The 16,609-nt window shown below is 69.8% G+C and carries 13 protein-coding genes and 1 pseudogene; 13 read left to right on the top strand and 1 reads right to left on the bottom strand.

What is annotated here, in order from left to right:
* Positions 1–57 precede the first annotated feature (57 nt).
* Positions 58–552 (bottom strand): prepilin-type N-terminal cleavage/methylation domain-containing protein, encoded by a 495-nt coding sequence (locus EOINJALH_RS06740; protein WP_088279581.1) that lies wholly within the window; start codon positions 550–552, stop codon positions 58–60.
* A 113-nt stretch (positions 553–665) separates the two neighbouring features.
* Between EOINJALH_RS06740 and argA the strand changes: the two genes are divergently transcribed.
* From argA to EOINJALH_RS06675, 13 genes and pseudogenes are all read left to right on the top strand, one after another.
* Positions 666–2,006, top strand: a complete 1,341-nt coding sequence (argA, locus tag EOINJALH_RS06735; protein WP_088279580.1) for an amino-acid N-acetyltransferase — start codon at positions 666–668, stop codon at positions 2,004–2,006.
* Between the two features lie 28 nt (positions 2,007–2,034).
* Positions 2,035–2,310, top strand: coding sequence for an oxidative damage protection protein (locus EOINJALH_RS06730; protein WP_088279579.1), 276 nt, complete (start codon positions 2,035–2,037; stop codon positions 2,308–2,310).
* Between the two features lie 271 nt (positions 2,311–2,581).
* Positions 2,582–2,893: an H-NS family nucleoid-associated regulatory protein gene (locus tag EOINJALH_RS06725; protein ID WP_088279578.1), complete on the top strand. Its 312-nt coding sequence runs from the start codon at positions 2,582–2,584 to the stop codon at positions 2,891–2,893.
* Positions 2,894–3,080: 187 nt separating this feature from the next.
* Positions 3,081–6,125 (top strand): EAL domain-containing protein, encoded by a 3,045-nt coding sequence (locus EOINJALH_RS06720; RefSeq protein WP_088279590.1) that lies wholly within the window; start codon positions 3,081–3,083, stop codon positions 6,123–6,125.
* A gap of 71 nt (positions 6,126–6,196) precedes the next feature.
* A complete protein-coding gene (gene dnaG, locus EOINJALH_RS06715) occupies positions 6,197–8,023 on the top strand; it encodes a DNA primase (RefSeq protein WP_088279577.1) in 1,827 nt (608 codons plus the stop codon).
* Positions 8,024–8,338: 315 nt separating this feature from the next.
* Positions 8,339–10,660 (top strand): RNA polymerase sigma factor RpoD, encoded by a 2,322-nt coding sequence (gene rpoD, locus EOINJALH_RS06710; RefSeq protein ID WP_088279576.1) that lies wholly within the window; start codon positions 8,339–8,341, stop codon positions 10,658–10,660.
* 133 nt (positions 10,661–10,793) lie between these two features.
* Positions 10,794–11,276, top strand: a complete 483-nt coding sequence (gspG, locus tag EOINJALH_RS06705) for a type II secretion system major pseudopilin GspG (RefSeq protein WP_088279575.1) — start codon at positions 10,794–10,796, stop codon at positions 11,274–11,276.
* Between the two features lie 90 nt (positions 11,277–11,366).
* The gene (locus EOINJALH_RS06700; protein ID WP_088279574.1) at positions 11,367–12,557 is read left to right on the top strand and encodes a type II secretion system F family protein; all 1,191 of its coding nucleotides are present in this window, start codon (positions 11,367–11,369) and stop codon (positions 12,555–12,557) included.
* A gap of 112 nt (positions 12,558–12,669) precedes the next feature.
* A complete protein-coding gene (locus tag EOINJALH_RS06695; protein ID WP_088279573.1) occupies positions 12,670–14,373 on the top strand; it encodes a GspE/PulE family protein in 1,704 nt (567 codons plus the stop codon).
* Complete coding sequence (locus EOINJALH_RS06690) at positions 14,354–15,148, top strand: hypothetical protein (RefSeq protein WP_088279572.1); 795 nt, start codon at positions 14,354–14,356, stop codon at positions 15,146–15,148. The genes EOINJALH_RS06695 and EOINJALH_RS06690 overlap by 20 nt, the downstream gene beginning before the upstream one ends.
* Positions 15,148–15,660 carry a PilN domain-containing protein gene (locus tag EOINJALH_RS06685; RefSeq protein ID WP_088279570.1) on the top strand — a complete coding sequence of 171 codons (513 nt, stop codon included), beginning with the start codon at positions 15,148–15,150 and terminating at the stop codon, positions 15,658–15,660. The genes EOINJALH_RS06690 and EOINJALH_RS06685 overlap by 1 nt, the downstream gene beginning before the upstream one ends.
* Entirely contained in the window at positions 15,657–16,196 is a 540-nt protein-coding gene (locus tag EOINJALH_RS06680) for a hypothetical protein (RefSeq protein WP_088279568.1), read from the top strand. The genes EOINJALH_RS06685 and EOINJALH_RS06680 overlap by 4 nt, the downstream gene beginning before the upstream one ends.
* Positions 16,193–16,609 (top strand): annotated as a pseudogene (locus EOINJALH_RS06675) (hypothetical protein); the annotation flags it as partial. The gene EOINJALH_RS06680 and the pseudogene EOINJALH_RS06675, both read left to right, overlap by 4 nt.

The raw sequence follows: 16,609 nt of genomic DNA, 5'->3' as shown, positions 1-16,609 counted from the left end.
GTGCGACCACGGCCAATCGAACGCGACGATGCCTCCGATGCCACGGCCAATGGCGGTTCAGTACTTCTCGGCGAGCCCGATGAAGCCACCGTTGTTGCCCCGGATGATGTCGTCGTGGCTGGCCTTGGCCGTCAGCGGCGTGGCGGATGCGCCGTCGGCCCCCTTGCTGTAGAGGTCATAGTCGGTGTTCAGCGGGTGCAGCGACTTGTCCTTGCGCACCTGACCCACCTTGGCGCCGTCCATGTTGAGGTACTGGTAGGCGTTGCCCCACGGATCGTTGCGCGCCAGGCCGGCCGCGGCCAGGCTGGGCGGAAACTTGCCCTTCTCGGTGAAGTACCGCTCGAGCTGGATCGACAGCTCGCCGATGTCGTTGACCGCCTGGACCACCCGGCCCCGGGCGATCTGCGCCTGGTAGGACGGGTAGGCGATGGCTGCCAGCACGCCCGCCAGGGTCACCCCGACCATCAACTCGACCAGGGTGACGCCACGGCGCCGCCTGGGCAGGTGCGTGCGCCCGACGGGCGAGGGGCGACAAGTTGGGATCGATGGCATCGTGTCCTGTTATCGGTCGGGCGCGCACGGACTTGAGGCGGCCCACCGGGTGCCGTCGCCTCCGCCACGCCGCCGGCAGGCCGTTGCGGTCCCTGCGGCACAATCGGCGCACGATGAGCCTGGTCTTCCCCCACACCTTCGTGCCCTGGTTCCGGGCCGTGGCCCCGTACATCCATGCCTACCGGGGCAAGACCTTCGTCGTCGGCATGACCGGCGAGCTGATCGCCGCCGGCAAGCTGGACCACGTCGCCCAGGACTTGGCCATCCTGCACGCCATGGGCATCAAGCTGGTGCTGGTGCACGGCTTCCGCCCGCAGGTGAACGAGCAGCTTGCGGCCAAGGGGCACTCGTCGCGCTTCAGCCACGGCATGCGCATCACCGACGCCGTGGCGCTGGATTGCGCCCAGGAGGCCGCCGGCCAGTTGCGCTTCGAGATCGAGGCAGCCTTCTCGCAGGGCCTGCCCAACACGCCGATGGCCAATGCCACCGTGCGGGTGGTGTCCGGCAACTTCCTGATCGCCCGGCCGGTGGGCATCGTCGACGGTGTCGATTTCATGCAGAGCGGCGTGGTGCGGCGGGTCGACGCCAAGTCCATCCGCGGGGCCATCGACATCGGGGCGGTGGTGCTGCTCAGCCCCTTCGGTTTCTCGCCCACGGGCGAGGCCTTCAACCTGGCGATGGAAGAGGTGGCCACCGCCACGGCCATCGCGCTGCAGGCCGACAAGCTGCTGTTCCTGACCGAGATCCCCGGCATCCTCGAGGATCGCAATGACCCGGCCAGCCCGATCGACACCGAAATGGCCCTGGTCGACGCCCGCCGACTGCTGGCCGACCTGCCCCGCCCCACCCAGCCCACCGACCTGGCGTTTTACCTGCAGCACTGCGTGAAGGCCTGCGAGTCGGGCGTCGAGCGCTCGCACATCCTGCCCTTCGCCGTCGACGGCGCCATCCTGCAGGAGGTGTTCACCCACGACGGCATCGGCACCATGGTGGTCGACGAGAAGCTCGAGAGCCTGCACGAGGCCACCGCCGACGACGTGGGCGGCATCCTGCAACTGATCGAACCCTTCGAGCGCGACGGCACGCTGGTGCGCCGCGAACGCACGGAAATCGAGCGCGACATCGCCAACTACACCGTCATCGAGCACGATGGCGTGATTTTCGGCTGCGCCGCGCTGTACCCGTATCCCGAGGGCCGCACCGGCGAAATGGCCGCGTTGACGGTATCCCCACAGGTGCAGGGCCAGGGCGATGGCGAGAGAATCCTCAAACGCATCGAGCAACGGGCCCGGTCGCTCGGTTTGGACAGCATTTTCGTGCTCACCACCCGAACCATGCACTGGTTCATCAAGCGGGGTTTCGTACACGTCGACCCCGAGTGGTTGCCCGACGCCCGCAAGCGCAAATACAACTGGGACCGTCGTTCGCAGGTCCTGATCAAGAAACTCGTTTAGTGCATACCCTGACCACCGGAGATTCCCCATGTCAAGAATGGTGCAATGCGCCCACCTCAAGAAAGAGGCCGAAGGCCTCGATTTCGCCCCCTACCCCGGTGAACTCGGCAAGCGGATCTACGACAACATCAGCAAGGAAGCCTGGCAAGCGTGGCTGCGCCACCAGACCATGCTGGTGAACGAAAACCGCCTGAATCTCGCCGACCAGCGGGCCCGCCAGTATCTGGCGCGGCAGATGGAACGCTTCTTCTTTGGTGGCGAGGACGTCGACCAGCCGACCGGCTACGTGCCCCCTTCGAACTGAAGCACGAGGCGCCGCCGCCACACCCGTGTGGCACCCGGGTGGGCGGCGCCACATGCCTGTTGATGGGACCCCGGTGCGATGGTTTTCCCGCACCCATGGCCTGCACCCATTACCTGGGGCATTACCTTGGCCGGCCAAGACTTAGACAGCAGCGCCCCAAATTGAACCGCGGTGGCTGCCCGACATTGTTTCTGCCGGAAACCCGATGTGATTGTGCGCGCGCAGATACCTATAATCCCGCGCAGTTGCTTCCCACCCTCGGAGTGTTTCCATGGATACCATTCAAGACCTGCTGGCCAAGCGAGCCGAAATCGACCGCAAAATCGCCGACGCCCGGCGTGAAGAACGCGCGTCGGCGATCGCCAAGGTGCGCACCCTGATGGCCGAACATGGCTTGACGGCCGCGGACATCACCGCCAAGGTGTCCACGGTCCGTGCCAAGGACACCCCCAGCAAGGTGGCCGCCAAGTACCGCAACCAGGCCACTGGCGACACTTGGAGCGGCCGTGGCCTTCAACCCAAATGGCTGCGGGCTGCCATCGAAGGCGGCGCCAAGATCGAGGATTTCCTGATCGCGTCCTGAATGCCCGGCACTGCCCCGGTGGCCACGCACAGGCCGCCATGCGGCACGTCGAAGCAGTGACGACCCGGCACCGGCGCCAGGCGCCACCGCTGGTCACGCCGCCCGACACAGGGATGGCGGCCCGCCGGGTGGCTGTGGTCCACTGTGATGCCGCCGCGGCCATGACGCGGCGCGCCCCCAGCCCATGATGTCTCCTTCCCCTCCACTGGCCGCTCGCGTGCAGGCCTGGGCCGTGCGCCTGCTGCTCATCGTGATCGCACTGGTGGTGGCGGGACAACTGGCCCGGGTCTTCCCGCCGCTGTCGTTCCAGGTGCCGATGCTGTGGCCATTGTCCGGCGTCGCGCTGGCCGTGCTGCTGCACTGGGGCGCGGGTTGCGTGCCGGCGCTCTGGATCGGTTCGGCGATCGCGGCGTTCGCGGTCGGGGCGCCCCCAGGGCTGGCCGTCGCGCTGGGCGCCGGCAGCACGGCGGGGGCCTGGATGGCGGCGCACTGGCTGGGTCGGGCGGTGTTCGACCGGCGCCTGCCGCAACGCCGCGACCTGCTCTTGCTGCTGGGCATCGGCATCCTGGGCGGCACGATGCTCAGCGCCACCAACGCCGCCGCGTGGCTGGCCGCCTTCGGCCGCATCGCCCCGTCCGACCTGCCCGCCACCTGGCTCGCCCGCTGGGCGTCCGAATCCCTGGGGCTGCTGGTGCTGGGCGTGCCGCTGATCACCACCGACACCCAGTCCTGGCGCCGTGCCTTCAACCCCGAGCGCTGGCCCGGCACCACCAGCCTGATGCTCGCCAGCGTCGCGGCGGCGGCCTTCGCCTTCTTGCTGAACACCTCCGCCGGCATCGGTGCGCTGGTGCCCCTGCTGCTGCTGCCGGTGCTGGTGTGCTGGCTGGCGCTGCGCAGCGGCGCGGCCGTGGCCTCGGCCTGTGTGGCGGTGCTGGCCACAGGCCTGCTCGTCGCCACCGCCTTCGGCCTGGGGCCGTTTGCGGCAGCCACCGGCGGCCGCGGCACCGGGCTGCTGTTCGCGTTCCTGCTGTCGCTGACCGCGCTCGTGCTGATGCCCCATGTGCTGATCGGCGAACTGGGGCGGCTCGAAGCCCGCTGGCAACTGGCGCTCGACGGCTCCGACATCGGCGTGGCCGACTGGAACATGCGCACCGGCGAGGGCTACACCTCGCCGCGCTGGCGCGCCCTGCTGTCCGACCCCGATGGCGTCACCACCGACAGCATCGCCCGCCTGCTGGCCCATGTGCACCCCGAAGACCGCCCGCCCCTGCTGAGCGCGCTGGCCGCCATCGACAGCCCGCCCGGTGCCGGCTTGCGGCACGAGGCCCGGCTGCAGGTGCCCGAAGGCTGGTACTGGTTCGACCTGCACGTCATCGTCACCGAGCGCGACGCCGCCGGCGCGCCGTTGCGCATCATTGCCTCGATCGCCGACATCGGCGCCCGCCGCAGCGCGCAAGAGCGGCAGACGCTGTCGTCCAACCTGTTCCTGCACCTGCACGAGGGCCTGCTGATCACCGACGCCGAGATGCGCGTGCTCGACGCCAACCCCACCTACTCGCGCATCACCGGCGTGCCGCGCGAGGAACTCATCGGCACGGTGCCCAGCCTGCTGCGCGCCGGCAGCAGCAACGACCAGGGCGGCCGCATGCAGCAGGCGGCGATGTGGGCCGACCTGCGCACCAGCGGCCACTGGGTGGGCGAGGTCGTCGACCGCCGCCGCAACGGCGACCCCTGTGCACTGCAGGTCACCGTGTCCACCGTCAACGGGCCCGACGCGACGCTGCGCTACCACGTCATGGTGGTCAGCGACATCACCGAGCAGCGCCTGCAGCGCGAGCGCCTGGAACGCCAGGCGCTCTACGACGAACTCACCCGGCTGCCCAACCGCGCCCACCTCAGCCAGCTGATGACCGAGGCCATGCGCTCGGCCGAGGCCGACGGCCACGTGCTGGCCGTGTGCTGCCTCGACATCGACCACTTCAAGGCGGTCAACGACCGCCACGGCAGCGAAGCCGGTGACCGACTGCTCGCCGAACTGGCGATCCGCCTGCGCAGCGCGCTGCGCTCGCGCGGGGCCGCCCGCGCCGACGTGGCGGCGCGGCTGGGCGGCGACGAGTTCGTGCTGCTGCTGCATGCTGGCAGCGTCGACGAAACCCGCCACGCCATCGACCGCGTGCTGGGCGTGGTGGGCCAGCCTTTCGCCGTGGCACCCAACGACGAACTGGTGCGCATCACCGCCAGTGTCGGCGCCACGCTGTTCCCGATGGACGGCAGCGATGCCGACACGCTGCTGCGCCACGCCGACCACGCCATGTACGACGTGAAGCAGGCCGGGCGCAACGGCTTCGAATTCTTCGACCCCGAGCACCGGCGCCGCGCCGAGGAGCGCGTGGTCGCCATCGGCCGCGTGCAGGAGGCGCTGGACGAGGGCGAACTGGTGCTGTACTACCAGCCCAAGGTCGACCTGCGGCGCGGGGTGGTGCTGGGGGTCGAGGCGCTGCTGCGCTGGAACCACCCCGACCACGGCGTGGTGTCGCCGGTGCACTTCCTGCCGCTGATCGAGCACACCGGGCTGTCGGCGCGCATCGGCGACCATGTGCTGGCCCGCGCACTCGACCAGCTCGATGCCTGGCAGGCGCAGGGGCTCGACCTGTCGGTCAGCGTCAACATCACCGCGCGGCACCTGCAGGAGGCCGACTTCGTGCAGCGCCTGGCCGAACTGCTCGGACGGCATTCGCGCCACCTGGGCCCGCGCCTCGAGCTCGAGGTGCTGGAGACGGCCGCGCTCACCGACATCGGATTCACCTCGTCGCTGCTCGAACGCTGCGCACGGCTGGGGGTGCGCTGGGCGCTGGACGATTTCGGCACCGGCTATTCCACCCTCACCTACCTGAAGCGGCTGCCGGTGCAGGTGCTCAAGATCGACCGTTCCTTCGTCAAGAACATGCTCACCGACGCGCAGGACCGGGCCATTGTGGAAGGCGTGGTCAGCCTGGCGCGCACCTTCGACTGCACGGCCGTGGCCGAGGGCGTCGAAACTCCGGCGCAGGCCCGCATGCTGCTGGACATGGGCTGCGAGATCGGCCAGGGCGAAGGCATCGCCGCGCCGATGCCGGCCGCCCAGGTGGCAGAGTGGGTGGCCAACTGGCGCGGCCTGTTCGCGCTGGCGCCGGCCCTGGTGTTCCCGCCACCCGCCGCCGCAGCCGGCGGCCACCCCGGCGCGGGCGATTGAGCCCGGTGCGCCGGCACCCGCGCCGGGCACCGAACGGGGCCCCGCCCCGGGCGCTTCGATAGACTGCCCGCGTGCTGCCCCAGGGTTTCATCCAGGATCTGCTGTCCCGCGTCGACGTCGTCGAGGTGGTCGGCCGCCATGTCGAACTGCGCAAGGCCGGCATCAACCACAAGGGCCTGTGCCCCTTCCACGGCGAGAAGTCGCCCAGCTTCATCGTCAGCCCGTCGCGCCAGACCTACCACTGCTTCGGCTGCGGCGCGCATGGCGACGCCATCCGCTTCCTCACCGAGCAGGGCGGCCTGGGCTTCATGGACGCGGTGCGCGAACTGGCCCAGCAGGCCGGCCTGGTGGTGCCCGAGACGCGCACCACGCCGGAAGAGCAGGCCCGCGAGGCGAAACAGCGCGAGCAGAAGGCCTCGCTGGGCAGCGTGCTCGAGCGCGCCGAGGCGCACTACAAGCAGGCATTGAAGGCCTCGCCCCGCGCCATCGACTACCTCAAGTCGCGCGGCCTCACCGGCGCCATCGCCGCCCGCTTCGGGCTGGGCTACGCGCCCGAGGGCTGGCGCACGCTGGCGGGCGTGTTCCCCAGCTACGACGACCCATTGCTGGTCGAATCCGGCCTGGTCATCGTGCAGGGCGAGGACGAAGCCGACCAGAAGCGCTACGACCGCTTCCGTGACCGCATCATGTTCCCGATCCGCTCAGTGCGCGGCGAGGTCATCGGCTTCGGTGGCCGCGTGCTCGACCGCGGCGAGCCCAAGTACCTCAACTCGCCCGAAACACCGCTGTTCCACAAGGGCCAGGAACTTTACGGCCTGTACGAGGCGCGGCAGGCGCTGCGCGCGCGCGGCCATGTGCTGGTCGTCGAGGGCTACATGGACGTGGTGGCGCTGGCGCAAAGCGGCTTCGGCAATGCCGTGGCCACGCTGGGCACGGCCTGCACGGCCGAGCACGTGGCCAAGCTGTTCCGCTTCACCGATTCGGTGGTCTTCAGCTTCGACGGCGACGCCGCCGGCCGCCGCGCCGCCGGCCGGGCGCTGGAGGCCTCGCTGCCGCACGCCACCGACACCCGCACCATCCGCTTCCTGTTCCTGCCGCCCGAGCACGACCCCGATTCCTACGTGCGCGAACTCGGCGCCGACGCCTTCGAACAGGCCGTGACGCAGGCGGTGCCCCTGTCGGTGCAACTGGCCACCCAGGCCGGCGAGGGCTGCGACCTGGCCACCGCCGAGGGCCGGTCGCGGCTGATCAGCCAGGCCCGGCCGCTGGTGGAACTGCTGCCAGAAGGCCTGCTGCGCGGCCAGGTGGAGGCCGACCTGGCCCAGCGCGCCGGCCTGACGCTCGAAGCCCTGCAGCAGCACTGGGGCCGCCGCCAGCGCGAGCGCAGTTCCAAGCCCGCCACCGGCGCGGTGCGCATGCGCGCCATGGGCGGCGGCCGGGCCCCGCCGCACACCGCCACGCTGCTCGACCGGGCCTGCTGGCTGGTCGCCGGCCACACCGACCTGTGGCACGACATGCCGCAGGCCACGCACGAGATGCTGATCTCGCAACCGGCGCCCTACGGACCCTTCTTCTCGGCCATCGAGCGCCTGCTGCACGAACACGGCACGATGGCCATGGCCGCCGTGCTGGACGAACTGGCCCGCGACGCCGAAGCAGACACCCTGGCACCGCTGCTGGCCCGTCTCCAGCAATTCCACGAGGCGCTGGACGGCGTGCCGGCCGAGGACATGGCTGCGCTGGTGCACCAGCTGAAGCTGCGGGCCGTCGCCGATGAGTTGAACTGGTTGCTGGAGTCGGGGGACCTGTCGGAGGTGGAGCGGGGACGTTTCAATACCCTCACCCAGTTGCGCAATCGCCTGAAGACCCAGCCCCCGGCCCCGCTGCAAGAGGGTTGATCCGGGGCCTGGGACGCGATGGTGCTCACCGTATAATTTGGGCCTTTGTTGTCGGCAAGAGTGACGGCAGCACCTGCAGGAACCCGGCCACCCTCGACATGGGCATGCACAACGCATCTGGCCACCACATATCCTCACAGGGCTGCACCGCAGCAACGTCCACGCGAGCTTGCCTGACCGCGCTTCGTCCACCTCGTCCGGGGCTCCCCGGGGCATGGGTGCGCCGGAGGGCGCTGGCTGGTGCTGGCGCGCCACCGGCGCGGTCTGTCGTGAACGCCGCGCGGCGCCCAATCGTCCACACGCGCTAGGAAACGCATGAACGCCAAGAAGCCCGCCGCCGCTCCCGCCAAGCCCGCCGCTGCCAAGCCGGCCCCCGCACCGACGCCGGCCGCCAAGGCCAAGTCTGCGAAGGACGCTTCGGCCGAGCCGACCGCCAAGCCGGTGCTCAAGGCCGCGGCAGGCAAGGTCGAGAAACTGCAGCCGGCGGCCAAGGGCGACAAGGTACAGCCGGCCGCCAAGGTCGACAAGGCGCAGGCTGCGGCCAAGCCCGACAAGGGCGGCAAGTCGGCCAAAGGCGGCAAGGCCAAGGACGACAAGGTGGCTTCCAAGGCCGACGACGAGGACCTGGGCGACATCGAAGCCGATCTCGAACCCGAGGTCGAAGTCGAGGCGGAGTCCGAGACCACCGACGAGGCCAGCACGCCCGAGGCCAAGGTCAAGCCGCTGCGCATGAAGGTTTCGCGCGCCAAGGAACGCGCGCTGATGCGCGAGTTCGGCCTGGACGAGACCACGCTCACCGAAGAAGAAGTCGCCAAGCGCCGGCTCGAGCTGAAGACGCTCATCAAGATGGGCAAGACGCGTGGCTTCCTCACGCACCAGGAAATCAACGACCACCTGCCCGAGAAGCTGGTCGAGAACGAGATCCTCGAAGCCATCGTGTCGATGCTCAACGACATGGGCATCGCGGTGTACGAACAGGCACCCGACGCGGCCACGCTGCTGATCGCCGGTGGCACCACCACCACCGCGACCGAAGAAGAGGCCGAGGAGGCCGCCGAAGCGGCCTTGTCCACGGTCGACAGCGAATTCGGCCGCACCACCGACCCGGTGCGCATGTACATGCGCGAGATGGGCTCGGTCGAGCTGCTCACCCGCGAGGGCGAGATCGAGATCGCCAAGCGCATCGAGGGCGGCCTGCAATCGATGATGCAGGCCATCTCGGCGTCGCCCAAGACCATCGCCGAGATCCTTTCGATGGCCGACCGCATCGCCACCGGCGACATGCAGATCTCCGAGGCGGTGGACGGCTTCGTCTCCGACGACGAGGCCGACGACTACGTGGCCGAGGAAGACTTCGACGAGTTCGACGAGGAAGACGACGACGACGGCCAGGGCGGCAGCAGGGCCTTGACCAAGAAGCTCGAAGAGCTGAAGTCGCAGGCGCTCGAGAAGTTCGGCACCGTGCGCACGCACTTCGAGAAGATGCGCAAGGCCTTCGAGAAGGAGGGCTACCACTCGCCCGCCTACGCCAAGGCCCAGCAGGTGCTGACGCAAGACCTGATGACCATCCGCTTCACGGTCAAGACCATCGAGCGGCTGTGCGACGTGCTGCGCTCGCAGGTGGACGACGTGCGGCGCTTCGAGCGCGAGATCCGCAAGATCGTGGTCGACCGCTGCGGCATGCCGCAGGAACACTTCATCAAGACCTTCCCGCCCAACATCCTGAACCTGAAGTGGGCCGAGAAGGAAGTGGCGGCGGCCAAGCCCTACAGCGCCATCATGGGCCGCAACCTGCCCGCGGTGCAGGAACTGCAGCAGAAGCTGATCGACCTGCAACTGCACGCCGTGGTGCCGCTGGACGACCTGAAGGACATCAACCGCAAGATGAACGCGGGCGAGAAGGCCAGTCGCGACGCCAAGAAGGAGATGATCGAGGCCAACCTGCGGCTGGTGATCTCGATCGCCAAGAAGTACACCAACCGCGGCCTGCAGTTCCTCGACCTCATTCAAGAGGGCAACATCGGCCTGATGAAGGCGGTGGACAAGTTCGAATACCGCCGCGGCTACAAGTTCTCCACCTATGCCACGTGGTGGATCCGCCAGGCCATCACCCGCAGCATCGCCGACCAGGCGCGCACCATCCGCATCCCGGTGCACATGATCGAGACGATCAACAAGATGAACCGCATCTCGCGGCAGCACCTGCAGGAGTTCGGCTTCGAGCCCGATGCCCCCACGCTGGCCGAGAAGATGGAGATCCCCGAGGACAAGATCCGCAAGATCATGAAGATCGCCAAGGAGCCGATCTCCATGGAAACGCCGATCGGCGACGACGACGACAGCCACCTGGGCGACTTCATCGAAGACACCAACAACACCGCGCCGATCGAGGCCGCCATGCAGGCCGGCCTGCGCGACGTGGTGAAGGACATCCTCGACAGCCTCACCCCGCGCGAGGCCAAGGTGCTGCGCATGCGCTTCGGCATCGAGATGAGCACCGACCACACGCTCGAAGAGGTCGGCAAGCAGTTCGACGTCACCCGCGAGCGCATCCGCCAGATCGAAGCCAAGGCCATCCGCAAGCTCAAGCACCCGAGTCGCTCGGACAAGCTGCGGACGTACCTGGACAATCTCTGAGCCGCAGGCGAAGACATTGGCCATGGACTTTCCGACAAAGTCGGCCGTGACCGCAAAGCGGGCACGCCGCAGCTTGCGCCGCAGTCACAAGCTGCGCACCTACCTCGACAACCTCTGACCAACACGGTTCGCCATGCTGTACAGCGTCTTCCCCACTGCTCCCGCCACAGCGCGGCCCCACGTCCGGGCCCAGCCCACGGCCTTCGGCCGCCGCGCCCAGGCCGGCTTCAACCTGCTGGAACTGCTGGTGGTGATGGTCATCATCGGCCTGCTCGTCAGCTACGTCGGCCCGCGCTACTTCTCGCAGGTCGGCAAGTCCGAGATCAAGGCGGCGCGCGCGCAGATCGACGGCTTCGAGAAGGCCCTCGAGCAGTACCGCATCGACACCGGCAGGTTCCCCACCACCGAGCAGGGCCTGGCCGCGCTGTTCACCAAGCCCAACAACGAAGCCCGCTGGTCCGGCCCCTACCTGAAGAAGGCTGCGCCGAACGACGCCTGGGGCAACCCGTACCAGTACAAGTCGCCGGGCGAGCACGGCGAGTTCGACCTGTTCTCGTTCGGCAAGGACGGGCGGGTCGGCGGCACCGGTGAAGACGCCGACATCACCAACTGGTGATCGCCCGCCCGGCCGACGGCCCGCACCGTCGGCCGCGCGCGGTGGCGACACCTCGGTTGCGTCCCTTCGACCGCCCATGAGCACACGCCGATGAAGTTCAGCGTCAAGGCGCTGCGGTCGGCCAGCGAGGTGGTGCACCTCACGGTCGAGGCCGGAGATCTCCAGGAGGCCCGGCGCGCGGCGGTCAGCCAGGGGCTGTCGGTGCTGTCCGTCAAGGCCAGCAACCCACTGACGCTGTGGCTGGGCAAGTCGCGCACGAAGTTCGCGCTCGACCTGTTCATCCAGCAACTGGTGTCGCTGCTCGACGCCGGGTTGTCGCTGGTCGAGGCCATCGAACTGCTGGCCGAGAAGGAACAGGGCCGCGGGGCCGTCGTCGCCCTCGGCGCGCTGAAGACCGAACTGCACCGCGGGCGCAGCTTCTCGGACGCGCTGGAGATGCAGCCGGCACTCTTCCCGCCACTGTTCGTGGCCAGCGTGCGCGTGGCCGAGCGCAGCGGCGACATCCGCGAGGCCGTCACCCGCTTCCTCGATTACCACAACCAGCTCGGCGCCATCAAGCGCAAGGTGGTCGCGGCCTCGGTGTACCCGGTGATGCTGATGTCGGTGGGCGTGCTCGTCACCGCCTTCATGCTGCTGTACGTGGTGCCCAAGTTCAGCCGCATCTACGACGAGATCGGCACCGACCTGCCCTTCCTCACCCGCCTGGTGATCGGCTGGGGCCAGATGCTCGAGGCGCATGCCGCCGTCACGCTGGGCAGCATCGCCGCCGTGGTGTCGGCCATCGCCTTCGCGCTGTCGCGCCCCGCGGTGCGCGCCTGGATCGGCCGCCAGCTCTGGAAGACCCCCGGCGTCGGCGAGCGGCTCAGGGTGTACGAGCTGGCCCGCTTCTACCGCACGATGGGCATGCTGCTGAAGAGCGGCATCCCGCTGCCGACCGCGCTGGACATGGCCGGTGGCCTGCTCTCTCCGGTGCTGCGCGGCGGGCTCGTGCAGGCCGCGCGCGAGATCCGCGAAGGCCAGCCGGTGTCGCGCGCCTTCCACACCCAGGGCCTCACCACGCAGGTGTCGCATCGGCTGCTGGCCGTGGGCGAGCGCACCGGGCGCATGGCCCACATGGTCGACCGCATCGCCTTGTTCTACGAAGACGAGCTGGCGCGCTGGATCGACTGGTTCACCCGCCTGTTCGAGCCCATCCTGATGGTGATGATCGGCGCGCTGGTGGGCCTGATCGTGGTGTTGCTGTACCTGCCGATCTTCGAGCTCGCCGAGCAGGTCAAGTGACCCCGCGACCCTGGGGTGCCCGAGGCCGCTGCGGTCATTTGTCGCAGGTTAAGTCGGCCGAGCACCTGCAACAAAAGTTAGCATCCGAGATGTCATCGCTGTCGCTCGTGCCATGAAACTGGTTGATTCACCGGAGGCGCTCCGGGACCAAGTGATTCCTGCCGACGCGATCGTGGCGGCGCGTGCCGACGCACGCCTGTCCGGCACCCGCCTGGTGGACGCCCTGGACGCCCGCCTGGCCCTGCCGCCGGCCGAGTTCATCCGGCGCCTGGCCGCCACGGTGCGATTCCCGGCCCTGACGATGGACGACCTGCACCGCCTGCAGCCGGCCTTCGACGTGCTGCCCTTCGCCGACGCCGCGCAGCACGAGTGCGTGGCCCTGCGCGATCCCGATGGGCGGCTGGTGGTGGTCTTCGGAGACCCCTTCGACGCCCGCCTGCGCGCCTGGGCCGAAGAGCGCGTCAGCGGCGCATTCGCCTTCCGGCTGGCCCTGTCGGCCGACCTGCGCGCCTACCTCACGCGGCACGAAGAGTCGATGCGCGCGATGGACTCGGTGCTCGGCACCTCGCTGGCCAGCGACGACAACGACGCCGAGGCCGTGCAGTCGCTGTCCATCACCTCGATCAGCGAAGACGACAGCCCGGTGGTCAAGCTGGTCAGCTCCACGCTCTACGACGCGCTGAAGTCGCTGGCCAGCGACATCCACGTCGAGACCACGCCGGCCGGCCTGACCATCAAGTACCGCATCGACGGCGTGCTGGTCTCGGTGGGCCACATCGCCGGCGCCGACCTGGCCGAGCAGGTGATCTCGCGCATCAAGGTGCTGGCCGAGCTCGACATCTCCGAGCGCCGCGTGCCGCAGGACGGCCGCTTCAAGGTGGCGCTGAAGGGCCGTGCGATCGATTTCCGCGTGTCGGTGATGCCCAGCATCTTCGGCGAAGACGCGGTGCTGCGCATCCTGGACAAGCAGGCCCTGACCGACCAGTTGCTGGGCCTGCAACTCGGCACCCTGGGCTTCGACGACGAGGCCATCGTGCGCATGCGCAAGCTGTCGCGCGAACCCTACGGCATGCTGCTCGTCACCGGCCCCACCGGCAGCGGCAAGACGACCACGCTGTACGCGATGCTCAGCGAGATCAACACCGGCCAGGAAAAGATCATCACCATCGAAGACCCGGTGGAATACCAGCTGGCCGGCGTGCTGCAGATCCCCGTCAACGAGAAGAAGGGCCTGACCTTCTCGCGCGGCCTGCGCTCGATCCTGCGGCACGATCCCGACCGCATCCTGGTCGGCGAGATCCGCGACCCCGAAACCGCCGAGATCGCCGTGCAGGCCGCGCTCACCGGCCACCTGGTCTTCACCACGGTGCACGCCAACAACGCCTTCGACGTCATCGGCCGCTTCACGCACATGGGCGTCGAGCCCTACATCTTCGCCTCGGCCATGAACGGCGTGGTCGCCCAGCGGCTGGTGCGCATGGTGTGCGCCGATTGCGCCGTCGACGACCAGCCCGACGCCGCGCTCATCACCGCCTCGGGCCTGGCCCGCGCCGACCTGGGGGCCTTCCGCTTCCGCATCGGGCGCGGCTGCGGCCGCTGCCGCGGCACCGGCTACCGCGGCCGACGCGCCATCGCCGAGACCCTGCTGCTCGACGACGAACTGCGCGAGCTCATCGTCCGCGGCGAGCCGGTGCGCGTGCTGCGCGAGGCCGCCGCACGCAACGGCACGCGCTTCCTGCGCGACGCCGCCATGGACTGCGTGCGCCGCGGCGAATCCACCCTGCAAGAGATCAACCGTGTCACGCTGGTGGGGTGAGCGCCTGCGCATCGGCCTGGCGCCCGATCGAGTCGACCTGGCCTGGCTGCGCCTCGGCCCGCGCCGCGCGGTCGACCGCGCACGGTCGCTGCGCTGTGCCCCGAAGGCCGGCGAGCCGGCCTGGCAGGCCGCGATCGAGGCCCTCGGCGAGGCCCTGCCCGAGTTCGGCGTCAAGCAGGGCGCTGCCGCGGTGGTGCTGTCGAACCACTGGGTGCGCTATGCGGTACTGCCCTGGCAGGCCGAGCTCACCGGCGCGGCCGAGGTCGATCAGCGGGCACGCCTGCACTTCGAGCAGACCTACGGCAGCGCCGCGATCGGCTGGACGGTGCGCACCCGCGACACCGGCTTCGGCGCCCCGCACCTGGCCTGCGCGGTGGACACCGCCCTGATCGACGCGCTCGGCGCCACGCTGGCCGGGCACGGCCTGGGCCTGGGGTCGCTGCAGCCGCTGCTCATCGCCGCCTTCAACGACCAGCGCAAGCAGCTCAGCGGCCAGGGCGCCTTCGCGGTGGTCGAGGCCGGCCGCGTGTGCCTGGGCCTGATGCAGCAGCAGCGCTGGCACGACATCACCAGCCGGCGCACCGACGCCGACGCGGCCGAGGTCATCGAGCAGGAGCTGTCCACGCTGGACGCCGACCTCGCCCCCACCCCGCTGGATGTGCTGCTGGTCGGCGAGGACGTCGCCTGGACCGACCCGGCGCGCCGGCCCGCCCGGCTGCTGGGCGCGGCCGACGGCGTGGGCCGGCCCACGCTGGCCCTGTGCGGGATCGGATGATGCGCGCCCTCGACCTCGACCTGGTCCGCCGCCGCGCCACCTGGCCGGCCTGGGTGATGCTGCTCGTGGGCGTGGCCATGGCCGCCGACGCCGGCTTCGGCTGGCTCGACCTGCGCGACGAGGTCGAACGCCAGCAGCAGCGGCGCAGCGGGCCGCAGATCGCCGAGGCCCGGCCCGTGGAACCCATCAGCGACCAGACGCAGCGCGAGCTGACTGCCGCGCGCCGCACGCTCGACGAACTGGCCCTGCCCTGGGACGCGCTGTTCGCCTCGATCGAAGCCGCGCTCGACAAGGACACCGCGCTGCTGGCCATCGAGCCCGATGCCGGCAAGCGCGTGGTGCGCATCCAGGGCGAAGCCCGCAGCTACCCGGCCGTGCTGGCGCTGATGCAGCGGCTCGAACAGTCCGAGGCCCTGGGCGGCATGCACCTGCTCAACCACCAGATCCGCGAGGACGTGCCCGAGCGGCCCTACCAGTTCACGATGTCGGGCCAGTGGAGCGTCAGGCCATGACGCGGCTGGCCTGGCTGCTGCAGCACCATCGCGCCGCGCTCGCGCTGTGGGCCGGCATCGCCCTGGCGCTGGCCGCGTTGGCGATGCAGTGGCTGGCGCTGGGCCCCTTGCAGGCCCGCGTGGACGCCCTGCAGGCCCAGCGCCAGGCCCCGCGCGACCAAAAGCTCGACCGCCTGGGCGACGTGCTGGCGCAGGCGGCGTCGCCGAGCGCCCAGCTGGCCGGGTTCTACGGCTACTTCGCCAGGGACGAGCGCCTGAGCGACCGCCTGGCGCGCATGCACGAGGTGGCCACCGCGCTGGGGCTCGAGATGAGGCGTGCCGAGTACCGGCTGATCAGCCAGCCCGACCGGCGCCTCGACCGCTACCAGATGGTGCTGCCGCTGACCGGCAGCTACCCCGTGATCCGCAAGTTCGTCACCACCGTGCTGCGCGAGATGCCCACCGTCTCGCTCGAGCAGGTGCAGTTCCAGCGCAAGGACATCGCCGATGCGGCGGTCGAGGCGCAGGTCAGCTTCACCTTCCACCTGGCCCGATGACGCGCCGCCCCAGCCTCCGCACCACGCTGATGGTCACCGGCGTCGGCGCCGCGCTCAGCGCCACGGCCTGGCAGGTGCTGGGCGATTCCGCAGACTCCGGTGCGGCCGCCGGCGCGACGGCGGCGCGTGCCCGGCCATCGGCCTCATCGGCCGCTTCGGCCGCCATGCGTCCGCTGCCGACGCGCCCGGCGCCGCCACCGAACCGCTCGTCGGGCGCCTTGCCGGCAGGCAGTTCCGACCTGCTGCTGGCCGGCACCTCGGTGGCGGCGGCCACCGCCAGCGCCGTGGCGCCGGCACGCAGCCAGGCCCTGGCGTCGCTCGACACCCGCGTGGTGCAGCAGCGGGTGGGCCCGGCCGACGCCGCCCGCGATGCCTTTGCCACGCGCAGTTGGACCATCGCGCCGCCACCACCG

It is taken from the genome of Ideonella sp. A 288, from assembly GCF_002198735.1.
Classification (GTDB): Bacteria; Pseudomonadota; Gammaproteobacteria; order Burkholderiales; family Burkholderiaceae_C; genus Pseudaquabacterium.
This window is presented reverse-complemented; position numbering and strand designations above follow the sequence as displayed.